The following is a 21,222-nucleotide window of genomic DNA, read 5'->3' as shown; positions in this document are numbered from 1 at the left end:
TCCATTGTCAGTAGAGACGTTCTGGCAGAACGTCTGTACTTTGTCGTTTGTCCAATGACCAATGACTAATGACTAATCAACAAACCTTAGCCGGCTCATAACAAATACCCGCCTCTTTAAACCGGCGCAAAGCTTCTCCTAGCCGGTCTAAATCGGCAATTAAACTAATCCGCACATAGCCTTCTCCGCCAATACCAAAAGCATTACCCGGTGTAACAACAACACCGGTTTTTTGCAAAACATCCAAAGCAAAATCTGTAGAACCTACCCCAACAGGACAAGGAACCCACAAATACATAGTCGCTAAAGTTTTCGGCACATTCCAACCAAGTTTTCCTAAACCTTCAATCAGAAAATCACGGCGTTCTCGGTAACGTTCTTGAACTTGAGTTAAATACACATCCGGCAATTGCAAGGCAGTTTCAGCGGCTTTTTGAATAGCCGAAAAAATGCCGTAATCCAAATTTGTTTTTAACGTTCTTAAACCTTGGATAATATGCCGATTTCCTACCACAAAACCAACACGCCAACCGGCCATATTATAGGTTTTTGACAGCGTATGAAACTCCACAGAAATATCCTTTGCCCCTGGAATTTCTAACAAACTCGTAGGCTGATAACCATCAAAAGCTAACTCCGCATAACACAAATCATGCACCAGCAAAATTTGATAATGACGGGCAAAAGCCACCATTTCCTCAAAAAATTCTCGTGGTGCCGTCGCGCCGGTGGGGTTACTGGGATAATTGAAATAGAGCATCTTGGCTTGTTTGGCGATATCTTCGGGAATATCGTTAACATCAATCAGCCAGTTTTTCTCTGGTTTTAAGATAATGCTATGAATTTTTCCCCCAGCAATAGCCGGCCCGCGAAAATGCGCCGGATAAGCCGGTGAGGGCACTAAAACCACATCCCCCGGATTAACATAAGCAATGGCTAAATGTCCTAAACCTTCTTTAGAACCAATCAGAGGTAACGCCTCGCTGTCGGGGTCAAGTTCTACCCCATAGCGCCGGTTATACCAATTTGTGATACTGCGGCGAAAACTGGCAGTTCCTTCAAAGGGGGGGTAGCCGTGATTTTCGGGATTTTGTAAAGCTGCGACCGCCGCATCAATGATGGGCTGAGGGGTAGGGCCATCCGGGTTGCCCATGCCTAAGTCTATCAAATCTAGCCCCTGCTCACGGGCGCGAGCTTTGAGTTCGTCTAAGCGGGCGAAAACATAGGGGGGTAAGGCTTGCAGCCGATTTGCGGGGGCGATCCAATCCAACATCGAATTCTGGCACTCTCCTGATTGATTTACACGAAGCGAGCAAGTTCAAAAGAAGCTTTTAATATCAAAGGAATATTAGCTTATCAGGGATTGGCGCTTAAAATCCCACACGACGGGGCCGGTGTGGTAATAAATTTTATAAAGCTGGCCGGTGGGGTGTGGCCGGTGGTTGTTTGAGCTTCCACCGCCAGAGAAAATTTAACCAATAGACATTTCCAAAAAAGCCGGTCAAAGGCAGGCAGGATGCTTGCCCCACATAATAGATATTTTTGAAGATGTCTAATAGGTTAGATATCTCTTAAGCTTCCACCGCTTCCTCAAACATAGACGCCGCAAAACTCCCACGTCCACCTTCCACCGGCGCTTTTGTAGAAACCATAGCTGCCATAAGCTGTTCTGGCACCACCTTAAACGGTAGCCGGTGAATATCCGAACCCTCAGCACAAGCAATTTCTGCCGCTTGCCCTAACTCAGCCAAAGTAATATTCCCCAAACCCAAATCGCTCAAACAACAGGGCAAATTAATTTCAGAATAGAACCGTAAAAGCTGTTGTCGTGCAGTAGCAGCCAATTGATTACCAGCCAGCATTTCTTCGAGACGCAACTGCACCAAAATTCCAAAAGCCACCTTTTCGCCGTGCAAAGTCCCATGACTAGCCAAAATATGCGTTAACCCATTATGCACCGCATGAGCCGCCACAGTCCGACAGCGGGCCCCGCCAATACCTCCCACAACACCGGCAAGTAAAACACTTGCATCCACCACTTCTCGCCAAACTTGACTACCGGGGTTTTTCAAAGCCTCCATCGACTTTTGAAACAAAATATCCCGCAAAACCCGCGCTTGCTGAACAGCCGCAATTACCAGGGTATCCTGAGATTGACCACTACTCACCGATGCTTCGTACCACTTAGCCAACGCATCGCCAATACCAGCAACCAAAGTCCGAGGAGATGCCGTAGCGATTAAATCATAATCAAGAATCAACAACTCAGGACAGTGAGCCAGAGGCACATCATATAAAAAAGCCCCAGCCTCCGAGTAAACATTAGAAAGCGCACTCCAAGCAGCACAAGTAGCCGCCGAAGTTGGAATAGTCACCACCGGCACACGACAACGATAGGCCGCCAGTTTAGCAATATCCAAAGCCTTACCACCGCCAAAGCCAATAATTACATCTGCTTGATGCTCATGGGCGGCTTTTTGTAAATTAGCTAAAGCAGTTTCGCAACTATCAGGACTATAGGAAACACCGGCAACGGTTAGATTTTCAGATTCGAGGGCCGGTTTCAACCACACAGAGGCTAAACTCAGAGTATGATTGCCAGCCACCACTAAAGGCCGGCGTCCTAAACGGGCAATCGCTTCACCATTAATTACCCCACAGCCCCGCATTACAACAGCAGGGGCAACATTGAGAGAAAATACACTATCAACGCCTTCTTGAGCGTTGGTTGGCTTAGAAGAGAGTGGATTGGTCATTTTACGGCGTACTTTGGGAGTTTCAGCAAAAGGAATTTTTAGTTTACAGATATTTACGCGCTTTTGGGTGGTCGTAATCTGCTAAATTTACATCTTTTTTAACAATATCTTAAGCCAAGAGAATTGAGGCACTTTTGGGAAAAATTTAGATTGTCTTTTCTCAAAAGTTATTTCTGATGAATTTAGCCACAGTTTTTAAGCTGTGGCTAACCAAAAACCACAGCCGTCTTTACTGCTTGCTAACCGGTGTCGGCAACTGAGCAAGTTTATCGTTAAAAACTTCCACAGTCATTTGCTCATCATCGCGTTTATACAGCGAACGCTTGACCTCTCCCAGATAAAGAGGTATAGAAACTCCTGTTTCTGGATGGATAATAGTGCGAGCACGAATAGTTAACTGTTTTTCGCCTGCTTGAGAAAAGCGACCAGGAGAAAACAAATTACTTGCTGCTTGACGAAGAGTTGCCTCAAGTTCCGATTGAGTAATCTTGGGAGAAACGCTAATCACAACTTGAGAACTCCCCGAATCAAAAACCGTCGTATAATGAGCGGCACCGGCCACCTGAGTGCGAGTAATTGGTACAATACTCAAAGCAAATAAACCGCCGGTGAGAACCGCCATAAAGCCGGTGACACCAACCAAGCGAAAGCGAAATCCCCATTTAAACAAAAAAGCCAAACCGGCCAGAATTGCAAAAGCCACCGTTAAAATGCCGGCCCATTGAGTCGCCCTAAAAAATTCAGCAGTTGTTAGCATAACTTTGTTAAGTGTTCCCCGTTCATTGTCAGACTATTTCCACAAGCCGGTTTTGCCCAGCAATTTTTAACCATACACCATCTTTATTATCGATTGATTGTTTTTTTATTCGCAAACTTTCCCGGTCTCGATTAGCTTATTTTTAGGCATTAAGGTTGAATATTTGCCGGCAAAACCACCGTAAATGTTGATCCTACCCCACATTGACTTGTTAAGGTAATGTTTCCTCCCATCATCTCACAAAAACGCTTGCCTATTGCCAAACCCAGGCCGGTGCCGCCATATTTACGGGTGGTTGAAACATCGGCTTGGGTAAAAGGCTCAAAAATCGTTTCTAACTGTTCTTTAGGAATACCAATGCCGGTATCGCTAACCGTAAAAACCACATACCGGCCAACAGAAGAAGAACCCAAATCATCGCCTCTGCCATTTTCAATTTTTGCCCACAGAGTAATAGTGCCATTTTCCGTAAATTTAGCAGCATTGCTCAACAGATTTAACAACACTTGGCGAACTTTTGTAATATCCGCTGCCATCCTGCCAATATCGGGGTCGCATAATACTTTTAGGGTATTTTGATTTTTTTGAACCAGAGGCCGAATCGTGTTCACAATTTCATCAATTAATATAGCAATATCAAACTCTTCTATATACAAATCCATCCGACCGGCTTCTATTTTAGAAATATCCAAAATATCATTAATTAAATTCAATAAATGGTAGCCGGCGCTGCGAATTTTATCTAAATCCGAATTAACTTCAACATACCCTAAATCTTCCGCTTCTTCCTTAATAATTTCGCTATAACCAATAATAGCATTCAGGGGAGTACGCAACTCGTGACTCATATTTGCCAAAAAGATACTTTTAGCACGATTTGCCGCTTCAGCAGCCTGAGCAACTCTTTCTAACTCTTTTTCAGTGCGCTGACGTTCTAAAGTATTTGCCAGCATTTCTGCCACCATTTTTAAAAGAGAAATACTTTCATCTAACCAAGTTTTCTGATCTCGCACAGAATCAAACCCTACAAAACCCATTAAAGAGCGTCCGCACACCATCGGAACAACGATTAAAGATTGAATACTTTGCGATTGAAAGTGGTGTTTTTCCCTATCTGCTTCTGGAGGTAAATCCGTAACGAGCGGCACATAAACATTTTCAAATCGGCAAAGTTTTTCTACCAACCATGATAACTCACTAATCGGCACTTTTTGTAAAGTTTGTATTTGCGATTCAATACCAGCAGCGCACCATTCGTGAGTATTTTGGAGAAAGGATTGATCTTCTAAAAACCGAAATACATAACTACGATCTACTCCACAAAAAATCCCAATTTCTTGCAAGGCATGATTAATTCCAGCCTCGATTTCATTGGCTGCTAAATTGATAAATTTTGTCGAAAGATTGGTAATCAAATTTTCAAATTCAATCCGATATTTCAGGCTGTTTTCCGCATATTTCTGCTCAGTAATATCATTAAGCGTTCCAAAACTACCCATTAATTTATTATAGTCCCAGAGCAGAGTAACATGAACAGAAAACCAACGCACCGAGCCCCTTTTTGTCAAGTAACGCAATTCAGCGCGATAAAAAGTTTCTTGACCTTTAATCAATTGCTTTACAACTTGTCTGAGAAGGGGACGCTCTGCGGGATCAATAAAATCTAAAAAATTCATTCCCAGACTTTCTTTTTGAGCGTAACCGGTTAACTCTGTCCAGGCGGGATTAAGAAAAGTAAAAAAGCCCTTGGAATTTGTTTTAAAAATCACTTCTTTAATATTATCGACCACCGAGCGATATTTTTCTTCACTTTCCAAAAGCGCCTTTTCAGCAGTTTTGCGGTCAGTAATATCACGAACAATCGCTAAAACTTCATCTAAACCGCTTTTAACAAGCCGCGTTTCATACTCACAAACGTGATTATTTAATAAAAGCTGATATTCAAATACTTGCACTTTTTCAGTTAAAAGCGCTTGTTCTAAAAAATGTAAATAAGTCGTAAATACATCATCAGGCAAAGCTGCGGAGATATTTGTTCCAATAAACTTATCCCCCCCTAAATCCTCTAAAAAATTACTTTTTGGAGCTTTAAAATCCAAAAAATACCCGTCTTTATTCAAGCGAAACATTAAATCAGGAATGGCATTTATCAAAGCTCGGTTATTCATTTCACTGCGATAAAGCGCTTCTTCAAATTCTTTTTGGATAGACTCCTGCAAAAAATCGCTAAAACGGCGCTCAAAAAAAACCAAAACAGCCCCCACCGGCGAACCTTGTTCAACAATCCAATTTAATATATAAGAAACTTGCAAATAGCGATTATCCTTACAGCGGAAAGTAGTATTTTTTTGGCTAACTGTTAAATCTGCAATAACAGCTTGACAATTGGGAGAAGAAGACGGAGGGTAATATTTAACTTCCACAAACTCCAAAAAATTTTTCCCCAACAATTCGGCCTCAGACCACCCTAACAAACGCGCACCTTCGGGGTTAATAGACTGCAAGCAACCAGAGCAGTCTAGCCAGCAAAAACCGGCATCCAAACACTTTAGAACCGACGTTAAAAAATTGCCGTGTTCCCCCCGATCAGATTGAGAATAAATACAACTCACCGACCCTAAAAATTGCTGCCAAGCCTCAGTTGTTGGGGGAAGACAACTTTCCGAGAGGCCGAGTTGTTCGAGTTGCTGTGCGAGGTAAGAATGAATCATAAAAAATATGATGTTTTATGGGAAACATTTTTATATTTTCAAATCGTGAGCCAATCGAAAATAAGAAGAAAAAAGCCAGGCCGGCAGACCTTCAAAAATTTTTCCTGCCCTTAAGTAAATAAGTTCTCATCTCTCCCTTACCTTTAACCTCAATGATACCGCGTTCTTCAAAATCATAACGTTCTCGCAACTTTTCATAAGTAGCACTTGTGACCTGAATAGCGCCAACCAGCCCTTGAGATTCCATCCGAGAAGCAATATTAACCGTATCACCCCACAAATCATAAGTAAACTTGTGAGTACCAATAACACCGGCCACCACTGGCCCAGTATTAATGCCGATACGGATACTAAAAGGTTCTTCACGTTCAGCATTAAACTGAGCAATAACCTTTTGCATATCCAGAGCCATTTCCGCAATAGAAATCGCGTGATCCGGCTGAGGTAGAGGCACACCACTAACGACCATATAAGCATCCCCAATTGTTTTAATTTTTTCTATGCCATGTCGTTCAGCTAAGTGATCAAAAGCCGAAAAAATTTCATTAAGCATATTCACCAAATCCGTTGGAGAAATTTGCCCAGACAACTTGGTAAAATCGACAATATCCGCAAATAAAACCGTCACATCCGCAAAACTATCAGCAATAGTATTCCAGCCTTCCTTAAGGCGAAGAGCAATAGGCTTAGGCAAAATATTAAGCAACAGCCGTTCAGACTTTTCTTGTTCCGCTTGTAATTGTTTAAGAACCGCCTGTTCTTGGTCGCGCAGACGTTTTTTTTCCAGACAAGCACTGATGCGAGCTTTAAGCAAAACCGGATTAAAAGGCTTAGTTAAATAATCTTCAGCCCCCAATTCAATACATTTAACAACACTCTCAATATCATCAACTGCCGAAATCATAATCACAGGAATGTGGCGCTTTTCAGGGTCAGCTTTAAGCGTCGCCAGAACTTCATAACCGTTCATTCTAGGCATCATAATGTCGAGCAGTACCAAATCAAAAGGCTGCGTAACCATCATTTGCAGGGCAATAGCACCATCCTCGGCCACGAAAACAGTGTAGCCCTGCCGTTTTAACCGGCGTCCCAGCAGATCGCGGTTTGCTTCTATATCATCAACTACGAGTACAGTAGCGGGTTGGGCCTCGGTCATGGCATAGTTTCTTTATAGGTAAGCGCCTAGAAAATTTTCCCCACCATTGAGTTTGGCAGGGACACCGGCAAGGTTAACCCTACCCCGTTTGCTGATTCTAAATCAAATCTCTTAGCTACAGGCGCATCGAGGCAGAGTAGTGCTTAGGTTTGAGCAGCTTTCTGCAACAGCGCTTCAATTTTTCCCAACAGACGGGTAAATTCCACCGGCTTGGTATCATAATCATCGCACCCAGCCGCGAGACATTTTTCGCGGTCGCCGGCAATAGCATGAGCAGTTAAAGCGATCACAGGAATTGAGCGAGTGGCCGGTGTGGCCTTAATTCGCTCAGTTGCCTGCCATCCATCCAGCACCGGCAGCCCCATATCCATCAAAATCAAGTCTGGTGTCAGAGAGTTAGCCATTTCTACCCCCTGGGCGCCATCTGTCGCAATAACCACCTCATAGCCTTTGCGAACCAAACGCCGGGACAGCATATCCCGGTTCATCTCATTGTCTTCTACCAAAAGAATTTTCGTCATTTGCGTGTGTATCTGGGCGCTAGCAGTGAATTCGTAGAAAAATGTACAAGTAAGTGGAAAAAATAGCTGTCTTAATTCTCATTAAAATTTAACATTTGTTGCCCCATAACGCGCCGACGGTCGCGGGTACAGTTGTCGGCAACCAATCATCGCCCAAAGCAACCTAGCAATCGCCAATTTTACCCGACAAAAAACTTTTTGCTTTTTTTTGGCAATATATCTACATGAAATCCCCCCTTACTCGGCCTGTCTCAAGCTAGATAAAACCAATTCTCTGACTTGTTGGAGGAGTTCTTCTCGACTAAACGAGCCTTTTTCAAGAATTTGCCGCACAGAACCATTAAGCCGTTCATAATCTTGTTCCGATAAATCCATTGCCGTAATCACAACCACCGGCAAGCTTTGAGTTTTAGGGTGCTGGCGCAACTCAGCAATCACCTGAAACCCATCCATTTCTGGCATCATTAAATCCAGCAAAATTAAATCAGGCAATCCAGCGATTTTATCCGGCTCTTCTGCGCTTAAACCGGCTTGTATTTTCTGCATCGCTTGTTGCCCATTTTCTACTTGACTGACTTGCCAGCCTTCTTTTTGGAGCATTCGATAAAGCATTTCCCTTGTAGGCGCATCATCTTCGACAATTAAAATGTAACCAGAATTTTGTTTAACTCGGTAACGCTGTAACACTGACAGCAGGCGATTTCTATCTATTGGTTTCGGTAAAAAATCAGAAGCACCCAAGGAAAAACCGAGATTTTTCTCATCCATAATCGTCGCCACAATCACCGGCACCGAAGCGGTATCAGGATCACTTTTGAGAGCAGATAAAACCGTCCAACCCGTCATCTCGCCAATCATTACATCGAGAATAATTACATCGGGTTTTTTCTCTTTAGCCAGTTGCAATCCCATCTCTCCGGTAGTGGCTGTTTGGATATCAAACCCCTCTTTAGAAAGTCTCCGCTCAATCAATTCTCGCACCGCGATATCATCATCTATAACTAACACTCGCGGTTGTGAAGACGGGTTGACAGTGGTTAAAGAATTTGCCGGTGGTTGTAGAGGCGGTTTGCGGTTTTTGGGATCAATAACGCGAGCCGGTAGCCAAGCAGTAAAACTAGAACCTTGGGAGATTCTACTTTCTACTTTAATATCACCGCCCATCAATTGGCAAAAGTGGCGGGTAATCGCTAACCCTAAGCCGGTGCCGCCATACTTACGAGTGGTGGAGGAATCTGCTTGAATAAACGCTTGAAAAATCGTTTCCATTTGCTCTTTATTCATGCCAATGCCGGTATCCCTAACTTGAAAAACAATCCACTTTTCGCTTAAGTTACTCCTCGAAAAACTCTCCCCTTCCGACTCGGAAAAAATAATTTCTCCGCTGCTGTTAGCTTGGGCGCTTTTTACACTTAAAGTCACGGTTCCGTTTTCTGTAAACTTAGCAGCGTTGCTGAGTAAATTAAAAAGAATTTGCCGCACTTTCGTTACATCGGCATACATGGTAGCCGGTGTTGAACAATTAATGGTTAAAGAGTTATTGTTTTTGTTCACCAAAGGTTCAACGGTGGCGGCTACTTCTGAAATTAAGCTACTAATTTCAAAATTTTCTAAATACAAATCCATTTTGCCGGCTTCAATTTTAGAAATATCCAAAATATCATTGACTAATGCCAATTGGTGTTTGCCGGCGGCGCGAATTTTTTCTAAATCGGGGATCATTTCGCTATAGCCAAATTCACTTGCATCCTCTTCCAGCATTTCGCTATAACCAATAATCGCATTCAAAGGCGTTCGCAATTCATGGCTCATATTTGCCAAAAATGTACTTTTGGCAGAGTTGGCTGCTTCCGCTGCTTCTTTGGCTTTTCGGAGTTCTTCTTCTGCAAATTTACGAGCCGTGATATCTTCAACTGTACCCTCATAATAAAGCAATTTTCCTTTGCTATCTCTCACGGCGCGGGCATTTTCGGTAACCCAAATTTTGCTTTTATCTTTGCGATAAACTTGTGATTCAAATTCGGCGACTACATCATTTTTTTCTATTTCTTCTTTAAATTGTTGGCGCCGGTTTGGCTCAACATAAATTTCTGTACCAACATCGCTAATTTGGCTAATTAATTCGGCTGGGGAGGAATAGCCATAGATTCGCGCTAAGGCTGGGTTAGCGCTGATATATTTTCCATCTTCGCTCGTCTGAAAAATGCCATCAACGGCGTTTTCAAAAATACTTCTATATTTACTTTCGGCTTTTCGGAGGGCTGCTTCTACTTGGCGGCGTTTGCGGAGATTGCCAGCAAAAAGAAACGACACATAAAGAACTGCAATTAACACCAAAAATGCAAATATCTTGACTTGATTTTTTTTGTTAATAGCTTGATTAAGCCGCTTTTGTAAAAGGTTATTTAATTGGGGATAAATAGCATCATAAAGTTGAAATTGTTTTTTAATAGCATCGGTGCCGGCTGCTTCAAAGGCGCTAGGGGCAATGGCAATAACGTCGGTATTCAGTAGGCTTTGATCAATCAATCTTAAAAAAGTGTTAACGCTGCTAACACTTTGGTTGGTTTCCCAGGCAAGCTTGGGTTGCAGAGATAAGTTTTTTTTCCAGGCAATTTCCAGCCCTCGGCTGACTGATTGGGTGGGATACTGAATAAAACTTGAGAGCACAAAAAGTTGAGATTTTTCAAAGTTTTTGAGGGTTTTTTTCGTACTAAATCTTGTGCCTAATTCTCTAGCTTGTGCAGTTCTTTCTATGGCAGAGGGAAGCTTTGCTACTATTGCATCCGTCAAGTAATAACTATCTAAAAGCGGATCTGTAACTAAACTTGAGCTATCTGCAACATCAGCCATTAATGAAAGTAAACTTTCGATAATTTTTGTGTAATCATTATAAATTTCTTGAGGATTGAGGCGAAGTTTTTGGCTCTCAAGAGTTTTCCAGTTATCTTTTAAAAGTTGCCATTTTTGGGAAGTTTTTAAATAAATTCCCAAGCGCTGCTCAAGTTTGTCTGTGGCTGCAATATATTTTTCTATTGGCGGACTATTAAAAGATTGAATTTTTCCAGAGTTGCTTCTGGAAATTATTTGTTTATTAGTTTCTTGGCGAGCAGTTATCAAATTTTCTAACAAATTTCTTAAAGAAACCGTATATTCCAACCCATATTTTTCTCTTTCTGCAAAATCAATCTCACCATTAAATTCAGAAATAAGCTGATAAACAACTAAACTAAACGGTAAAATAAAAACCAAGAGAATGCTCAGCCATAAAACGGCCTGAGCGTTTTTTTTATTAATAATTTTGTGTGGCATTTTACCCCCTTTTTGTTCAATGATTTTGTCAAGGTTGAGAAAATATTTATAATCTCGCTAAAGGGTAGCAACTTTGAATAATATATAGCGGTCTTTAATTGTCTGAAGTACAGAAATGTTACCTAAAAATCCGGTAAATTTATCGAAACCGGCGTTTTTGGCGTACCACAGTCATACAAAAAACTCTATATCTTACAGCCTAACGCTTGCCAGATAAAAATAAGCGTCTATGTTGCGTTTAAATAAAAAAATTGTGTAAAAGTTTCCCGGCAAAAGTGAAAAGTGTGTAAAAGAAGTGGCGGGGGTTGACTTCTCTTTTTTACTTTTCACTTTTCACTTTTTACTTTTAAATTTTAGGTAAGCAAGTCTTGACGAGGATTAAAGGTTTCTATTTGTCGCAGTTTTTCATATAATTCTCGCTCTTGATTACTGACTTCTTTGGGCGTAACAATAGAAATTTCCACTAACTGATCGCCGCGCTTGCTGTTTAAAATGGGAAAACCCTTGCCCGCCAGACGTAACCGCTGTCCTGCCCGTACGCCTGCCGGCACCGTAATTTTCACCAACCCATCGAGGGTAGGCACTTCCACCGGCCCGCCCAACACCGCCTCACTAGGAGTTAAAGGCAGTGGACAACGCACATCTGCCCCCTCCAGCTTAAACAAGGGGTGTTCTTTAACGGTAATTTTCAAATAAAGATCGCCGCCATTCACACCCTGACCTTTCAAACGGATACGCTGACCGGTGACCATACCGGCCGGCATATTCACTTCCAAAGACCGGCCATCTTCCAACCTGATCCGTTCATTGCCACCTTGATAAGCCTTTTCCAGAGGCAAAGTCAAACGGGCCTCCACATCACGAGCACCAGGAGTTTTACCAACCGTATAGGCTGATTTACTGGTGCCGGGGCGAAAAGAATCGGGCGAATCCAGCCGCAAAGAAGCCGGCGGCGGAGTGCGAACCTCTGTACGAGTTTTCATCCCCCGACGGCCCAAAAGCTGGTCAACAAACAACTCAAAATCAGAAAACTCGCTAAAATCTTCACTGCCGCTATTTTGACGGCCATTTGGTGACCAACTTTTAGCAGCAGTTTTAGCAGCATTGCGGGCCTGAAAACCTTTTTGCCGCCAAAAACGACTAAATTGGTCATATTGGGCACGACGGTTAGGATCAGAGAGAACTTCGTAAGCCTCCCCAATATCCTTAAATTTTTCCTCAGCAGCCTTATTCCCAGGATTCAAATCGGGATGATATTGTCGCGCCAGACGCCGGTAAACTTTTTTAATTTCCTCACTGGTGGCATCTCTGGCAACTCCCAGAATCTCGTAATAGTTCCGAAAGTTTTGCATCGTTTAGGTGTTCGGTGTCAGGTGTCTTTTGTCAAAGCAGGTAATCACAGGCGGGATGCCTGATGCCACTCTTGGCACTGCCGGTACAATTGTCATTTGTCATAAGTCATTTGTAGGAGTGTCAATTGTCCGGGCGTGCTTTGTGAGCAAGAAATTGTTCGCGCCTACTTTCCCTAATGACTCTTGACTCTTGACTAATGACAAAATTAAAACCAATCGTCCTCCTCATCATCCCATTCTTCTTGACTGGTGTTAGTACGGGGAATACGGTAATCGCCTTTAGTTGGCCGGCGGGGTGGCGGCGGGTCATCTTGATAAGGCCGGCGGCGGTCGTCACCGGAAATTGTCCGTCGAACCGAATCAAAAAAGTTCTCGCCTTCATCTTCGCGGGAAAACTGATAAACCTCCCGGTTTAACTCATACAACGCATCTTGCAATTCCCCACAAGCGAGATCCACACCGCGCTCATCATTGCGACTCAAATTATCTCGCAATTCCCGAATCAATGCTTCAATGCGGTTGCGGATGCCTGGGGCAAACTGCATTCCGTAGTCGAGGACTACTTCTCGCATTTGCCGTTCAGCTTGGTAGGCGAGGGCTTCGGCACGGTTGCGCTTTTCTACTCGTTCGCGGCGTAGCCGGTCTTGTTGAGAGAACTTTTCTGCATCTTGAATCATCCGGCGAACATCGCTTTCACTGAGAGTAGAGGCACCGGCAATTGTAATACTTTGTTCGCGGCCGGTGGTTTTATCGAGGGCGGTGACTTGTAAAATTCCGTTGGAGTCGATATCTAAGGAAACTTGAATTTGGGGGACGCCGCGCGGGGAAGGGGGAATGCCGGTGAGTTTAAACCGGCCCAAAGATTTATTATCGGCGGCCATTTCCCGTTCGCCTTGCAAAATATGTACTTCCACCACCGTTTGATTATTTTCTGAAGTTGAAAAGATATCTGACCGGCGCACAGGGATGGTGGTGTTGCGAGGGATAAGTTTTTTCATCACGCCGCCAACGGTTTCTAACCCAAGGGATAGGGGGGTGACATCTAGTAATAAGACGTCGCGGATTTCGCCACCCAAAATTGAGGCTTGAATGGCGGCACCAACGGCTACCACTTCATCGGGGTTGACGTTTTCGTTGGGTTCTTTGTCGATCAGGCTGCGGACAAGCTGTTTTACCATTGGCATTCGGGTTCCCCCTCCCACCAATACAACCTCATCAATTCGTTCGGGGTTGAGGTTGGCATCGCTGAGTGCCTGCTTGACAGGAATGCGAAGTCGTGATATGAGGTCGCTACAAAGTCCTTCAAATTGAGCACGGGTAAGGCGGGTTTCCAAGTGTTTTGGGCCGTCTTCGGTGGCGGTGATGAAGGGGAGGTTGATGTCTGTGATGCCAACGCCTGAAAGTTCGATTTTGGCTTTTTCGGCGGCTTCGGTGAGGCGTTGGAGGGCTTGGCGGTCGCGGCGGAGGTCTACGCCGTCAGTTTCGAGGAATTGTTCTGCCAGCCAGTCTACGATTTTTTTGTCGAAGTCGTTGCCGCCTAGTTGGGTGTCGCCGGAGGTAGCTTTTACCTCGAATACGCCGTCGCCGACTTCGAGGATGGAGATGTCGAAGGTGCCGCCGCCGAGGTCAAAAACAAGGATTGTTTGGCTTTGTTTGCGATCTAAACCATAGGCGAGGGAGGCGGCGGTGGGTTCGTTGAGGATGCGTTTGACTTCCAGGCCGGCAATGCGTCCGGCGTCGCGGGTGGCTTGACGTTGGGAGTCGTTAAAGTAGGCCGGTACGGTAATTACGGCGCCTGTTACGGGTTGGCCCAGGTAGCGGCTGGCTTCGGCAGCGAGTTTCCGCAGAATCAGGGCGGAGATTTCTTCGGCGGCGAATTCTTTTTGCAGGCGGGGACATTTGATTTTGATGTTGCCGGTTTCGTCTTTGCGGATGGTGTAGGGAACTCGTTTTGAGGTGGGGTTGAGTTCGGAATATTTTCTGCCGATGTAGCGTTTGACTCCGTAAAAGGTGTTTTGGGGGTTGAGAACGGCTTGCCGGCGGGCTAGTTGTCCGACGAGTGTTTCTCCTTCTTTGCTGAAGCTGACGACGGAGGGGGTTGTCCGCATCCCTTCGGCGTTGGCAATGACTACTGGCTTACCACCCTCCATTACGGCGACTACTGAGTTTGTTGTTCCCAGATCAATGCCGACTACCTTTCCCATGCTTTGTTTTTCTCCTCGCGTCTAAGTTTTTAGCTATAGATATTTTTTTACTTTAACTGTGTCTGTGTTGGCTTATGCGTATGCGGGTACGGCAAAATTGTAGATTTTTTGGTTGATGTCAGATTTATTGTATCGTGACTGGCTGCGCCGGCTTGTGGGCCGGTGGTTGTCTGGGGTTGCTGTGGGGTTGCTGTGGGGTTGGGGCCGGTTTCTATGTCTAATTTCCGCTTGTTTTCTGCCCCAGTGTTTTTAAATTTGGGCTTCAAGCAATTTAGGCAAGTTTAAACGATTTAAAATACTGGATTTGATGGGGCGTTTTTCATCCCAAAAAATCAGGGATTCATAAAATTTTATAACTGCTGCTGATCGGAATATTTCAAAAGCTTTTTCCGCCTTATCCTTATCGTTGAATCCCAGAAAATAAACGGTATCATCAAAGACAACTGGTTTGTTATTCATTGGCTCTATTAACTTAAAATTTAGATGTTTATAAAGTCCACAAATCGCTATTTTCCAAGGTGCAAAGGTGTAGTCACCTACGCCAAAAACTGAAAATCGAGGATTTTTTTGATAGATTTTGCTTTTTCTTTTATCTAAATCGTTTGCATGAAATTGTAAATATTCCCAGGTTTGAGGAGCAATATTTTTTATGAACTCAGTGGGTTGGCCTACAAAGGTTTGAGGAACTAATACATATCTTTGGACAGCTTGGGTTTTTTTTCTAGTCTGGTGAAAGTCGAATTTTTGCGCTACATCTGAACCTTTCATTAAAGGGAAAACGTAAGTTTCTTCAATTTCGACTTTTTCGCCAAATCCATTAACCAAACCATTGTCTATTTTACAAAATTCCATTACTTTTGAGCAATCATGTTTAATTCCTGAGCGCCATTTTACACCGGCCTGCTCATCATCCAAATGACTCAATTTTTCAAAAGCTTGTATATCTTTTACAAGAATCTTGTTTCGATATCCGATCCGATAATATTTTGATGTTTCTAAGCTGTCAAAGACATCACAAAAGTAATTTTGACTATGGCTATCAAACTTACAGAACAATAAACAGGCTTCAACATTTGCCTGAAAATACTTCTTAGCATCTATGTTATAAGTTGCACAGTAGGTGAGGTTGAGTTTTTGAGAATGAATATAGTTTAATAATTTCCTAGCCACAGAAATTTTGCAAAGCATTGCCAAATAACCATTACGTTTTTGTAGCCAGTGGACAGCCTGAATCAACATCCATTCTGAGATATCAAAATTACTTTTGCCGGTGATGGCTTCTAAACCACTATGCTTTTGAAAATTAGTCTTGCTAGGTAAATTTTTTCCTTCAAAGTTTCCTTGTCGGGAGCTTGTTACCCAAGGAAAATTACCAATCACCATGATGTTTCCAGGCAATTCTTCTAATTTTGATACCCAATCAAATTTAAAAAAATCAGCTTGTTGAGTTTCAATTTTTAGCTGGTATTTTGGCCAAAAATCTTGGGCGGTAATTTCTTGGATGTAAGCCGGGTTTATTTCAATTCCCAAAATCTTACTTGTTGATAGAAACGAATGTGCAGCCGCCTTAATAAAATTACCAATCCCACAGGTAGGCTCAACTATAACATCAGGATTGACCCCCATTTCTAGTAATTTTTTGCAAACTTTTTCAGCTAGTTCTAAAGGTGTTTGAAAATCACCGTATTCTATTTTTGTTTTTTCCACAGTACGAATCATAAGTTAGGTTTGTAGACGCTCAAAATTCCCTCTTCTTGGCCGGCACGTTCCATTACTCTCCCATATTGTAGTCGCCATTGTAAAGCATTGGAAATTGTTAAAAAGCCCTGTTGAGGGGGATTTATAAGAATTTCATCGGCGATATTACCGGCTTCAATTTCATCAACTGGCAGATTTCGATCAAACATAAAAGCTATTAAATCATCTTTATTGCCTTCATTAGCTAAAATATTACGGATACCACGAGTCATCTGGAAATCGCCTGTTCTTTCGGCACTCACATAAATGGTATGTAAAATATTTAGAGTGGCTGTGCGGAGGATACTATTATCTAGCTTATCGTAGACAAAAATCAATAGGGAGTAGCCAAGCCCAAAAATCTTTTGCCGTGCAGATTTAAAAGGGCAAGATGATTGCGGTTGTTTAATGCTTGTTACCTTCATATCAATAAGCAACCCCGGAAAATCAATGCCACTCGCTGAATTTCCCTCAAGAAACTCATATCTAGCTTTAAGATAAAACCTAAACTTTTGTTCTAAATAGGTTCCGACAGCTTTACCATCTGTGACACCATAAAGCAGTGGTTCTGGGTGTCGAGACTCGACGGCTGAAAATAAGCCGGCTTCATAACAAAGGCTTTCTACAGACAAAATTGGCATAATCGCGGTTAAAATTTACTCCCCCTCATATTCTACAGCCATGAAAACCCTCGACAAGTAAATTACTTACCGGCCGGTGTCACCCAAACGATCTGAAATTCTGCGGATGCGCTGCTTACCGGCAGAAGCAAACCTCTACCATATCCCCTAGACAAGCAAACTTTAGAAAGATCACCCAAAAGTTTATAATTATCAATCAGCAATTATCCAAATAAACAATGAACAATCAATCAAAACTCAGAGTTGTCGCAAAAGTCGTAGCACTTCCTGATAAAATTGAGGAGTTAAAAACTATATTAATAGAACTTCTTGAACCCACCCGCAAAGAAACCGGGTGTATTTTTTATGATTTAATGCAAAATCAAACAAATCCCGCAGAATTTGTATTTGTAGAAGAGTGGGAAAGCGAGGCTGATTTGCAGGCGCATTTAACATCAGATCATATTCAAGAAGCCTTAATTAAATGCCGTAATTTAGTAGAAAATCTCCCAGATATTCGGAGTTATCAACTCATTGATTAGTCGTCATTTGTCCTTTGTCTTTGGTTCTTCCCTTTGACAAAGGACAAATGACCCATAAAAATTTTAAGCTCCTTGCAACAGTTGTTTAACAGTTGCGAGTAACTCATTGGGGCGAAAGGGTTTAGCAATATAAGCATCCGCCCCTTGTTTCATGCCCCAATAACGATCAAAATCCTCACTTTTGCTCGTACACATCACAACAGGAATGTTGTGGGTATTCGGTTGGTTTTTTAACCACCGGCACAACTCATAACCATTCATGTTAGGCATGACAATATCCATAATTACTAAATCCGGTCTAGTAGTTTGAAGTTGCTCTTTAGCTTCCAAACCATCTGATGCCTCAATGACCTTCATGCCATTTTGCCTAAGAAGGTCTGAGACTGCTGAACGTAATGTTACGCTGTCATCCACAACTAAAACTGTACTCATTTGATCCTCCCTGCTTGCTGGTTGAAACCACCCTGCCCAAATGCCGGTGTTTCCTAAGCCTAAGACACCCTGATCCCACCTCATACCATTTTGAATTTTAGATTGTGCGATTTTAGATTTTTATAAGCCAGTTGGGTAATAAATTTTAGGCTTTTGATGTCTATCATCTTTTTTGCAAAATGGTATCTATTGTTGACTTTGGCACTGTACCGTACTTGTACTTCTACTCCTACGGGTACTGTGGCGGTTGCTTTGTTGCCGGTGCAGTTGTGCATAACTTCATCCTAACTATTGCTACCAGAGCAGTGTGTCTCAAAGCAATAGCTAAAATTACAAGCCTTTACGCACCCCATCCAATCCCCGGCAAAAGTAAATATCAAAAAGTAATTTTTTTGTTATTTTAATTATAAATTAAAAACCTAATAAGCTTTTCAAACTATCGTTAAATATTTTTCACTTTTTGAAGTTAGCCGGAAAAAGGCCCGATTCAAGATGTCCCAGGGGGGAAGTAGCAGCCGTAAGTCAACAATCGAGAGGTTGCGGGTAAATGTAACGGATTGCAAAGGTATAATGAGTTTTGGGTAGAAACTACCTTAAGAAAATCTAAAGAATCCCACAGGACAATACAATCAATGCGAGTTCTGATCGCCGGAGCGGGCTTAGCTGGACTATCATGCGCCAAATACCTCACAGATGCCGGTCATACGCCGATTGTCTTGGAACGGCGGGACGTGCTGGGGGGTAAAGTAGCGGCGTGGCAAGACGAAGACGGAGACTGGTACGAAACCGGCCTGCACATCTTCTTCGGTGCCTATCCGAATATGCTTCAAATGTTCAAAGAGTTAGACATCGAAGACCGGCTGCAATGGAAAGAACACACAATGATTTTCAACCAGCCATCAAACCCCGGAACCTACTCCCGGTTTGACTTCCCCGATATTCCCGCCCCCTTTAACGGCGTAACGGCCATTTTAAGCAATAACGATATGCTGACTTGGCCAGAAAAAATCCGCTTTGGCATCGGATTAATTCCCGCCATGCTTCAGGGCCAAAAATACGTCGAAGAAATGGACAAATACTCCTGGTCTGAATGGATGCAAAAACAAAACATCCCTCCCAGAGTAGAAAAAGAAGTATTTATCGCAATGGCAAAAGCGCTGAACTTTATCAACCCCGATGAAATTTCAGCAACAGTCGTGTTAACGGCCCTCAATCGCTTTTTGCAAGAAAAAAATGGCTCAAAAATGGCCTTTTTAGACGGGGCCCCGCCAGAGAGATTGTGCCAGCCAATGGTTGATTACATTACAGCCAAAGGCGGGGAAGTGCGACTCAATGCGCCGGTCAAAGAATTTTTATTAAACGAAGACGGAACAGTACGCGGTTTCCTGATGCGGGGATTAAATGGAGACGCCGACTATGTACTAGAAGCAGATTTATATGTATCTGCAATGCCGGTAGACCCCCTCAAAGTCATGTTGCCCCAGCCTTGGCGACAAATGGATTACTTCAAAAAACTAGATGGCTTAGAAGGCGTACCGGTAATTAACCTGCATTTGTGGTTTGATCGCAAACTCACAGAAATTGATCACTTGCTATTTTCTCGTTCGCCCCTGCTCAGCGTTTATGCTGATATGAGTAACACTTGCCGGGGTTATGCTGACCCTGAGCGCTCGATGTTAGAGTTGGTACTCGCACCGGCCTCCGAATGGATCAGCAAATCCGATGAGGAAATTGTCGCAGCAACAATGGCGGAACTAGAAAAATTGTTCCCCGATCACTTCTGCGGTGATGAACCGGCTCGCTTACTGAAATATCATGTTGTTAAAACACCTCGTTCGGTGTACAAAGCAACTCCGGGGTGTCAGGAATTTCGGCCCGAACAGGTAACACCCATTGCAAATTTCTACCTCACAGGAGATTTCACAATGCAGCGTTATCTAGCCAGTATGGAAGGGGCTGTACTTTCTGGTAAGCTGACAGCACAGGCGATCAACAGCCGCCAGCTAGTCCATCAGCCGGAAGCTGCAACCGCAGGGTCAGTTCGTTAACAGCTTCTCGCTTCGCGTGGCTGCGCCAACCCTCATCTATGAGATCAGGCTTAACAAAACCCCAAAGCCACACCCTGCCAAAAAATGCCCTCGAAATACCGAAAACGTTCTTGACGCGCCGCTACCAATGCTGCAACTGCCTCCAAACCCCCGCATGACAACGTTGGCTTCCCCTGAGTCCGCCTACGAACTCTGCCGACAGATCACGGCGACTTACGCCAAGACTTTTTATTTAGGTACGCTGTTGATGCCAGAGGCAAAACGGCGGGCAATCTGGGCTATTTATGCCTGGTGTCGCCGTACAGATGAGTTGGTGGATGGCCCCCGCGCCCGCCTCACGACCCCGGAAACCCTCGACCAATGGGAAGCACAGCTAGAATCGATTTTTGCTGGCCGGCCAATTGAAGATACCGATGTGGCGCTTGCAGATACGCTGGAGCGCTTTAAGTTGGATATTCAACCGTTTCGGGATATGATTGCCGGTCAGCGCATGGATTTATACCGCTGTCGCTACGAGACGTTTGATGACCTTTATTTGTACTGTTACCGGGTGGCTGGTACCGTTGGCCTGATGTCAATGCCGGTGATGGGAATTGCTCCACCGGCCCGCACGGCCCCTTGGGATAGCAATATGCCTCTGGATGCAAACCCCACCGAGGAGGCAGTAGCGCTGGGAATTGCCAACCAACTAACCAATATCCTCCGCGATGTCGGCGAAGATATACAGCGTGGTCGCATTTATTTACCTCTTGAGGACTTGGCACAGTTTGACTACACCGAAGAAGAACTATTGCAGGGTGTGGTCGATGAACGCTGGCGCGAGTTGATGCGTTTCCAAATTAAACGAGCGCGTCAGTTTTTTGTGCTGGCTGAGTCTGGGGTAAGTCGGCTTTCTTCCGATGCTCGTTGGCCGGTTTGGTCGGCTCTTATGCTTTACCGGCAAATTTTAGATGTGATTGAAAGCAACGATTACGATGTTTTCAGTCAACGAGCTTTTGTAAAAAAATCTCGCAAATTACTTTATTTGCCGGTGGCTTGGTTACGAGCGCAAGTGCTGTAATCTCAAAAAGCAGG

At 43.6% G+C, this 21,222-nt stretch carries 18 protein-coding genes; 5 read left to right on the top strand and 13 right to left on the bottom strand.

What is annotated here, in order from left to right:
• Window positions 1–76: 76 nt before the first annotated feature.
• The 10 genes from NG798_RS07765 to dnaK form a co-directional block, all read right to left on the bottom strand.
• Window positions 77–1,273 carry an aspartate aminotransferase gene (locus NG798_RS07765; RefSeq protein ID WP_261221673.1) on the bottom strand — a complete coding sequence of 399 codons (1,197 nt, stop codon included), beginning with the start codon at window positions 1,271–1,273 and terminating at the stop codon, window positions 77–79.
• Window positions 1,274–1,356: 83 nt separating this feature from the next.
• Window positions 1,357–1,479, bottom strand: a complete 123-nt coding sequence (locus tag NG798_RS07760) for a hypothetical protein (RefSeq protein WP_261221672.1) — start codon at window positions 1,477–1,479, stop codon at window positions 1,357–1,359.
• A 92-nt stretch (window positions 1,480–1,571) separates the two neighbouring features.
• The gene (locus NG798_RS07755) at window positions 1,572–2,756 is read right to left on the bottom strand and encodes an iron-containing alcohol dehydrogenase family protein (protein WP_261221671.1); all 1,185 of its coding nucleotides are present in this window, start codon (window positions 2,754–2,756) and stop codon (window positions 1,572–1,574) included.
• Between the two features lie 229 nt (window positions 2,757–2,985).
• Complete coding sequence (locus NG798_RS07750; protein WP_261221670.1) at window positions 2,986–3,513, bottom strand: Ycf51 family protein; 528 nt, start codon at window positions 3,511–3,513, stop codon at window positions 2,986–2,988.
• Window positions 3,514–3,662: 149 nt separating this feature from the next.
• Window positions 3,663–6,224: a PAS domain S-box protein gene (locus tag NG798_RS07745; RefSeq protein ID WP_261221669.1), complete on the bottom strand. Its 2,562-nt coding sequence runs from the start codon at window positions 6,222–6,224 to the stop codon at window positions 3,663–3,665.
• A gap of 91 nt (window positions 6,225–6,315) precedes the next feature.
• Complete coding sequence (locus NG798_RS07740; RefSeq protein WP_261221667.1) at window positions 6,316–7,380, bottom strand: adenylate/guanylate cyclase domain-containing protein; 1,065 nt, start codon at window positions 7,378–7,380, stop codon at window positions 6,316–6,318.
• Window positions 7,381–7,523: 143 nt separating this feature from the next.
• Window positions 7,524–7,901: a response regulator gene (locus NG798_RS07735; RefSeq protein WP_261221665.1), complete on the bottom strand. Its 378-nt coding sequence runs from the start codon at window positions 7,899–7,901 to the stop codon at window positions 7,524–7,526.
• A gap of 237 nt (window positions 7,902–8,138) precedes the next feature.
• Window positions 8,139–11,213, bottom strand: a complete 3,075-nt coding sequence (locus NG798_RS07730) for a response regulator (protein ID WP_261221663.1) — start codon at window positions 11,211–11,213, stop codon at window positions 8,139–8,141.
• 353 nt (window positions 11,214–11,566) lie between these two features.
• Complete coding sequence (locus NG798_RS07725; RefSeq protein WP_261221662.1) at window positions 11,567–12,565, bottom strand: J domain-containing protein; 999 nt, start codon at window positions 12,563–12,565, stop codon at window positions 11,567–11,569.
• 206 nt (window positions 12,566–12,771) lie between these two features.
• A complete protein-coding gene (gene dnaK / locus NG798_RS07720) occupies window positions 12,772–14,769 on the bottom strand; it encodes a molecular chaperone DnaK (protein ID WP_261221660.1) in 1,998 nt (665 codons plus the stop codon).
• Window positions 14,770–14,884: 115 nt separating this feature from the next.
• Between dnaK and NG798_RS07715 the strand changes: the two genes are divergently transcribed.
• Entirely contained in the window at window positions 14,885–15,022 is a 138-nt protein-coding gene (locus tag NG798_RS07715) for a hypothetical protein (RefSeq protein ID WP_261221658.1), read from the top strand.
• Here NG798_RS07715 and NG798_RS07710 read toward each other — a convergent pair.
• The gene (locus NG798_RS07710) at window positions 15,019–16,488 is read right to left on the bottom strand and encodes an SAM-dependent methyltransferase (protein ID WP_261221656.1); all 1,470 of its coding nucleotides are present in this window, start codon (window positions 16,486–16,488) and stop codon (window positions 15,019–15,021) included. The two genes, NG798_RS07715 and NG798_RS07710, sit on opposite strands and share 4 nt — an antisense overlap.
• Window positions 16,485–17,147, bottom strand: a complete 663-nt coding sequence (locus NG798_RS07705) for a restriction endonuclease (RefSeq protein ID WP_261221654.1) — start codon at window positions 17,145–17,147, stop codon at window positions 16,485–16,487. Before NG798_RS07705 ends, NG798_RS07710 begins: the two co-directional genes overlap by 4 nt.
• A 218-nt stretch (window positions 17,148–17,365) precedes the next feature.
• Here NG798_RS07705 and NG798_RS07700 point away from each other — a divergent pair, with 218 nt between their 5' ends.
• Window positions 17,366–17,668, top strand: coding sequence for a putative quinol monooxygenase (locus NG798_RS07700; RefSeq protein ID WP_261221653.1), 303 nt, complete (start codon window positions 17,366–17,368; stop codon window positions 17,666–17,668).
• 63 nt (window positions 17,669–17,731) lie between these two features.
• Here NG798_RS07700 and NG798_RS07695 read toward each other — a convergent pair whose 3' ends face one another.
• Complete coding sequence (locus NG798_RS07695) at window positions 17,732–18,100, bottom strand: PleD family two-component system response regulator (RefSeq protein WP_261221652.1); 369 nt, start codon at window positions 18,098–18,100, stop codon at window positions 17,732–17,734.
• 156 nt (window positions 18,101–18,256) lie between these two features.
• On the opposite strand from NG798_RS07695, the gene NG798_RS07690 reads away from it, so the two are divergent.
• The 3 genes from NG798_RS07690 to crtB all read left to right on the top strand — a co-directional run bounded on the left by NG798_RS07690 (window position 18,257) and on the right by crtB (window position 21,208).
• Window positions 18,257–18,388: a hypothetical protein gene (locus tag NG798_RS07690; RefSeq protein ID WP_261221650.1), complete on the top strand. Its 132-nt coding sequence runs from the start codon at window positions 18,257–18,259 to the stop codon at window positions 18,386–18,388.
• 344 nt (window positions 18,389–18,732) lie between these two features.
• Complete coding sequence (gene pds / locus NG798_RS07685; RefSeq protein ID WP_261221648.1) at window positions 18,733–20,148, top strand: 15-cis-phytoene desaturase; 1,416 nt, start codon at window positions 18,733–18,735, stop codon at window positions 20,146–20,148.
• A gap of 127 nt (window positions 20,149–20,275) precedes the next feature.
• Window positions 20,276–21,208, top strand: coding sequence for a 15-cis-phytoene synthase CrtB (gene crtB / locus NG798_RS07680; RefSeq protein ID WP_261221646.1), 933 nt, complete (start codon window positions 20,276–20,278; stop codon window positions 21,206–21,208).
• Window positions 21,209–21,222 lie beyond the last annotated feature (14 nt).

This window comes from Ancylothrix sp. D3o, assembly GCF_025370775.1.
In the GTDB taxonomy this organism is placed as follows: domain Bacteria; phylum Cyanobacteriota; class Cyanobacteriia; order Cyanobacteriales; family Oscillatoriaceae; genus Ancylothrix.
The sequence above is the reverse complement of the archived record's forward strand: the minus strand, read 5'-3'. Positions and strand labels throughout refer to the sequence as shown.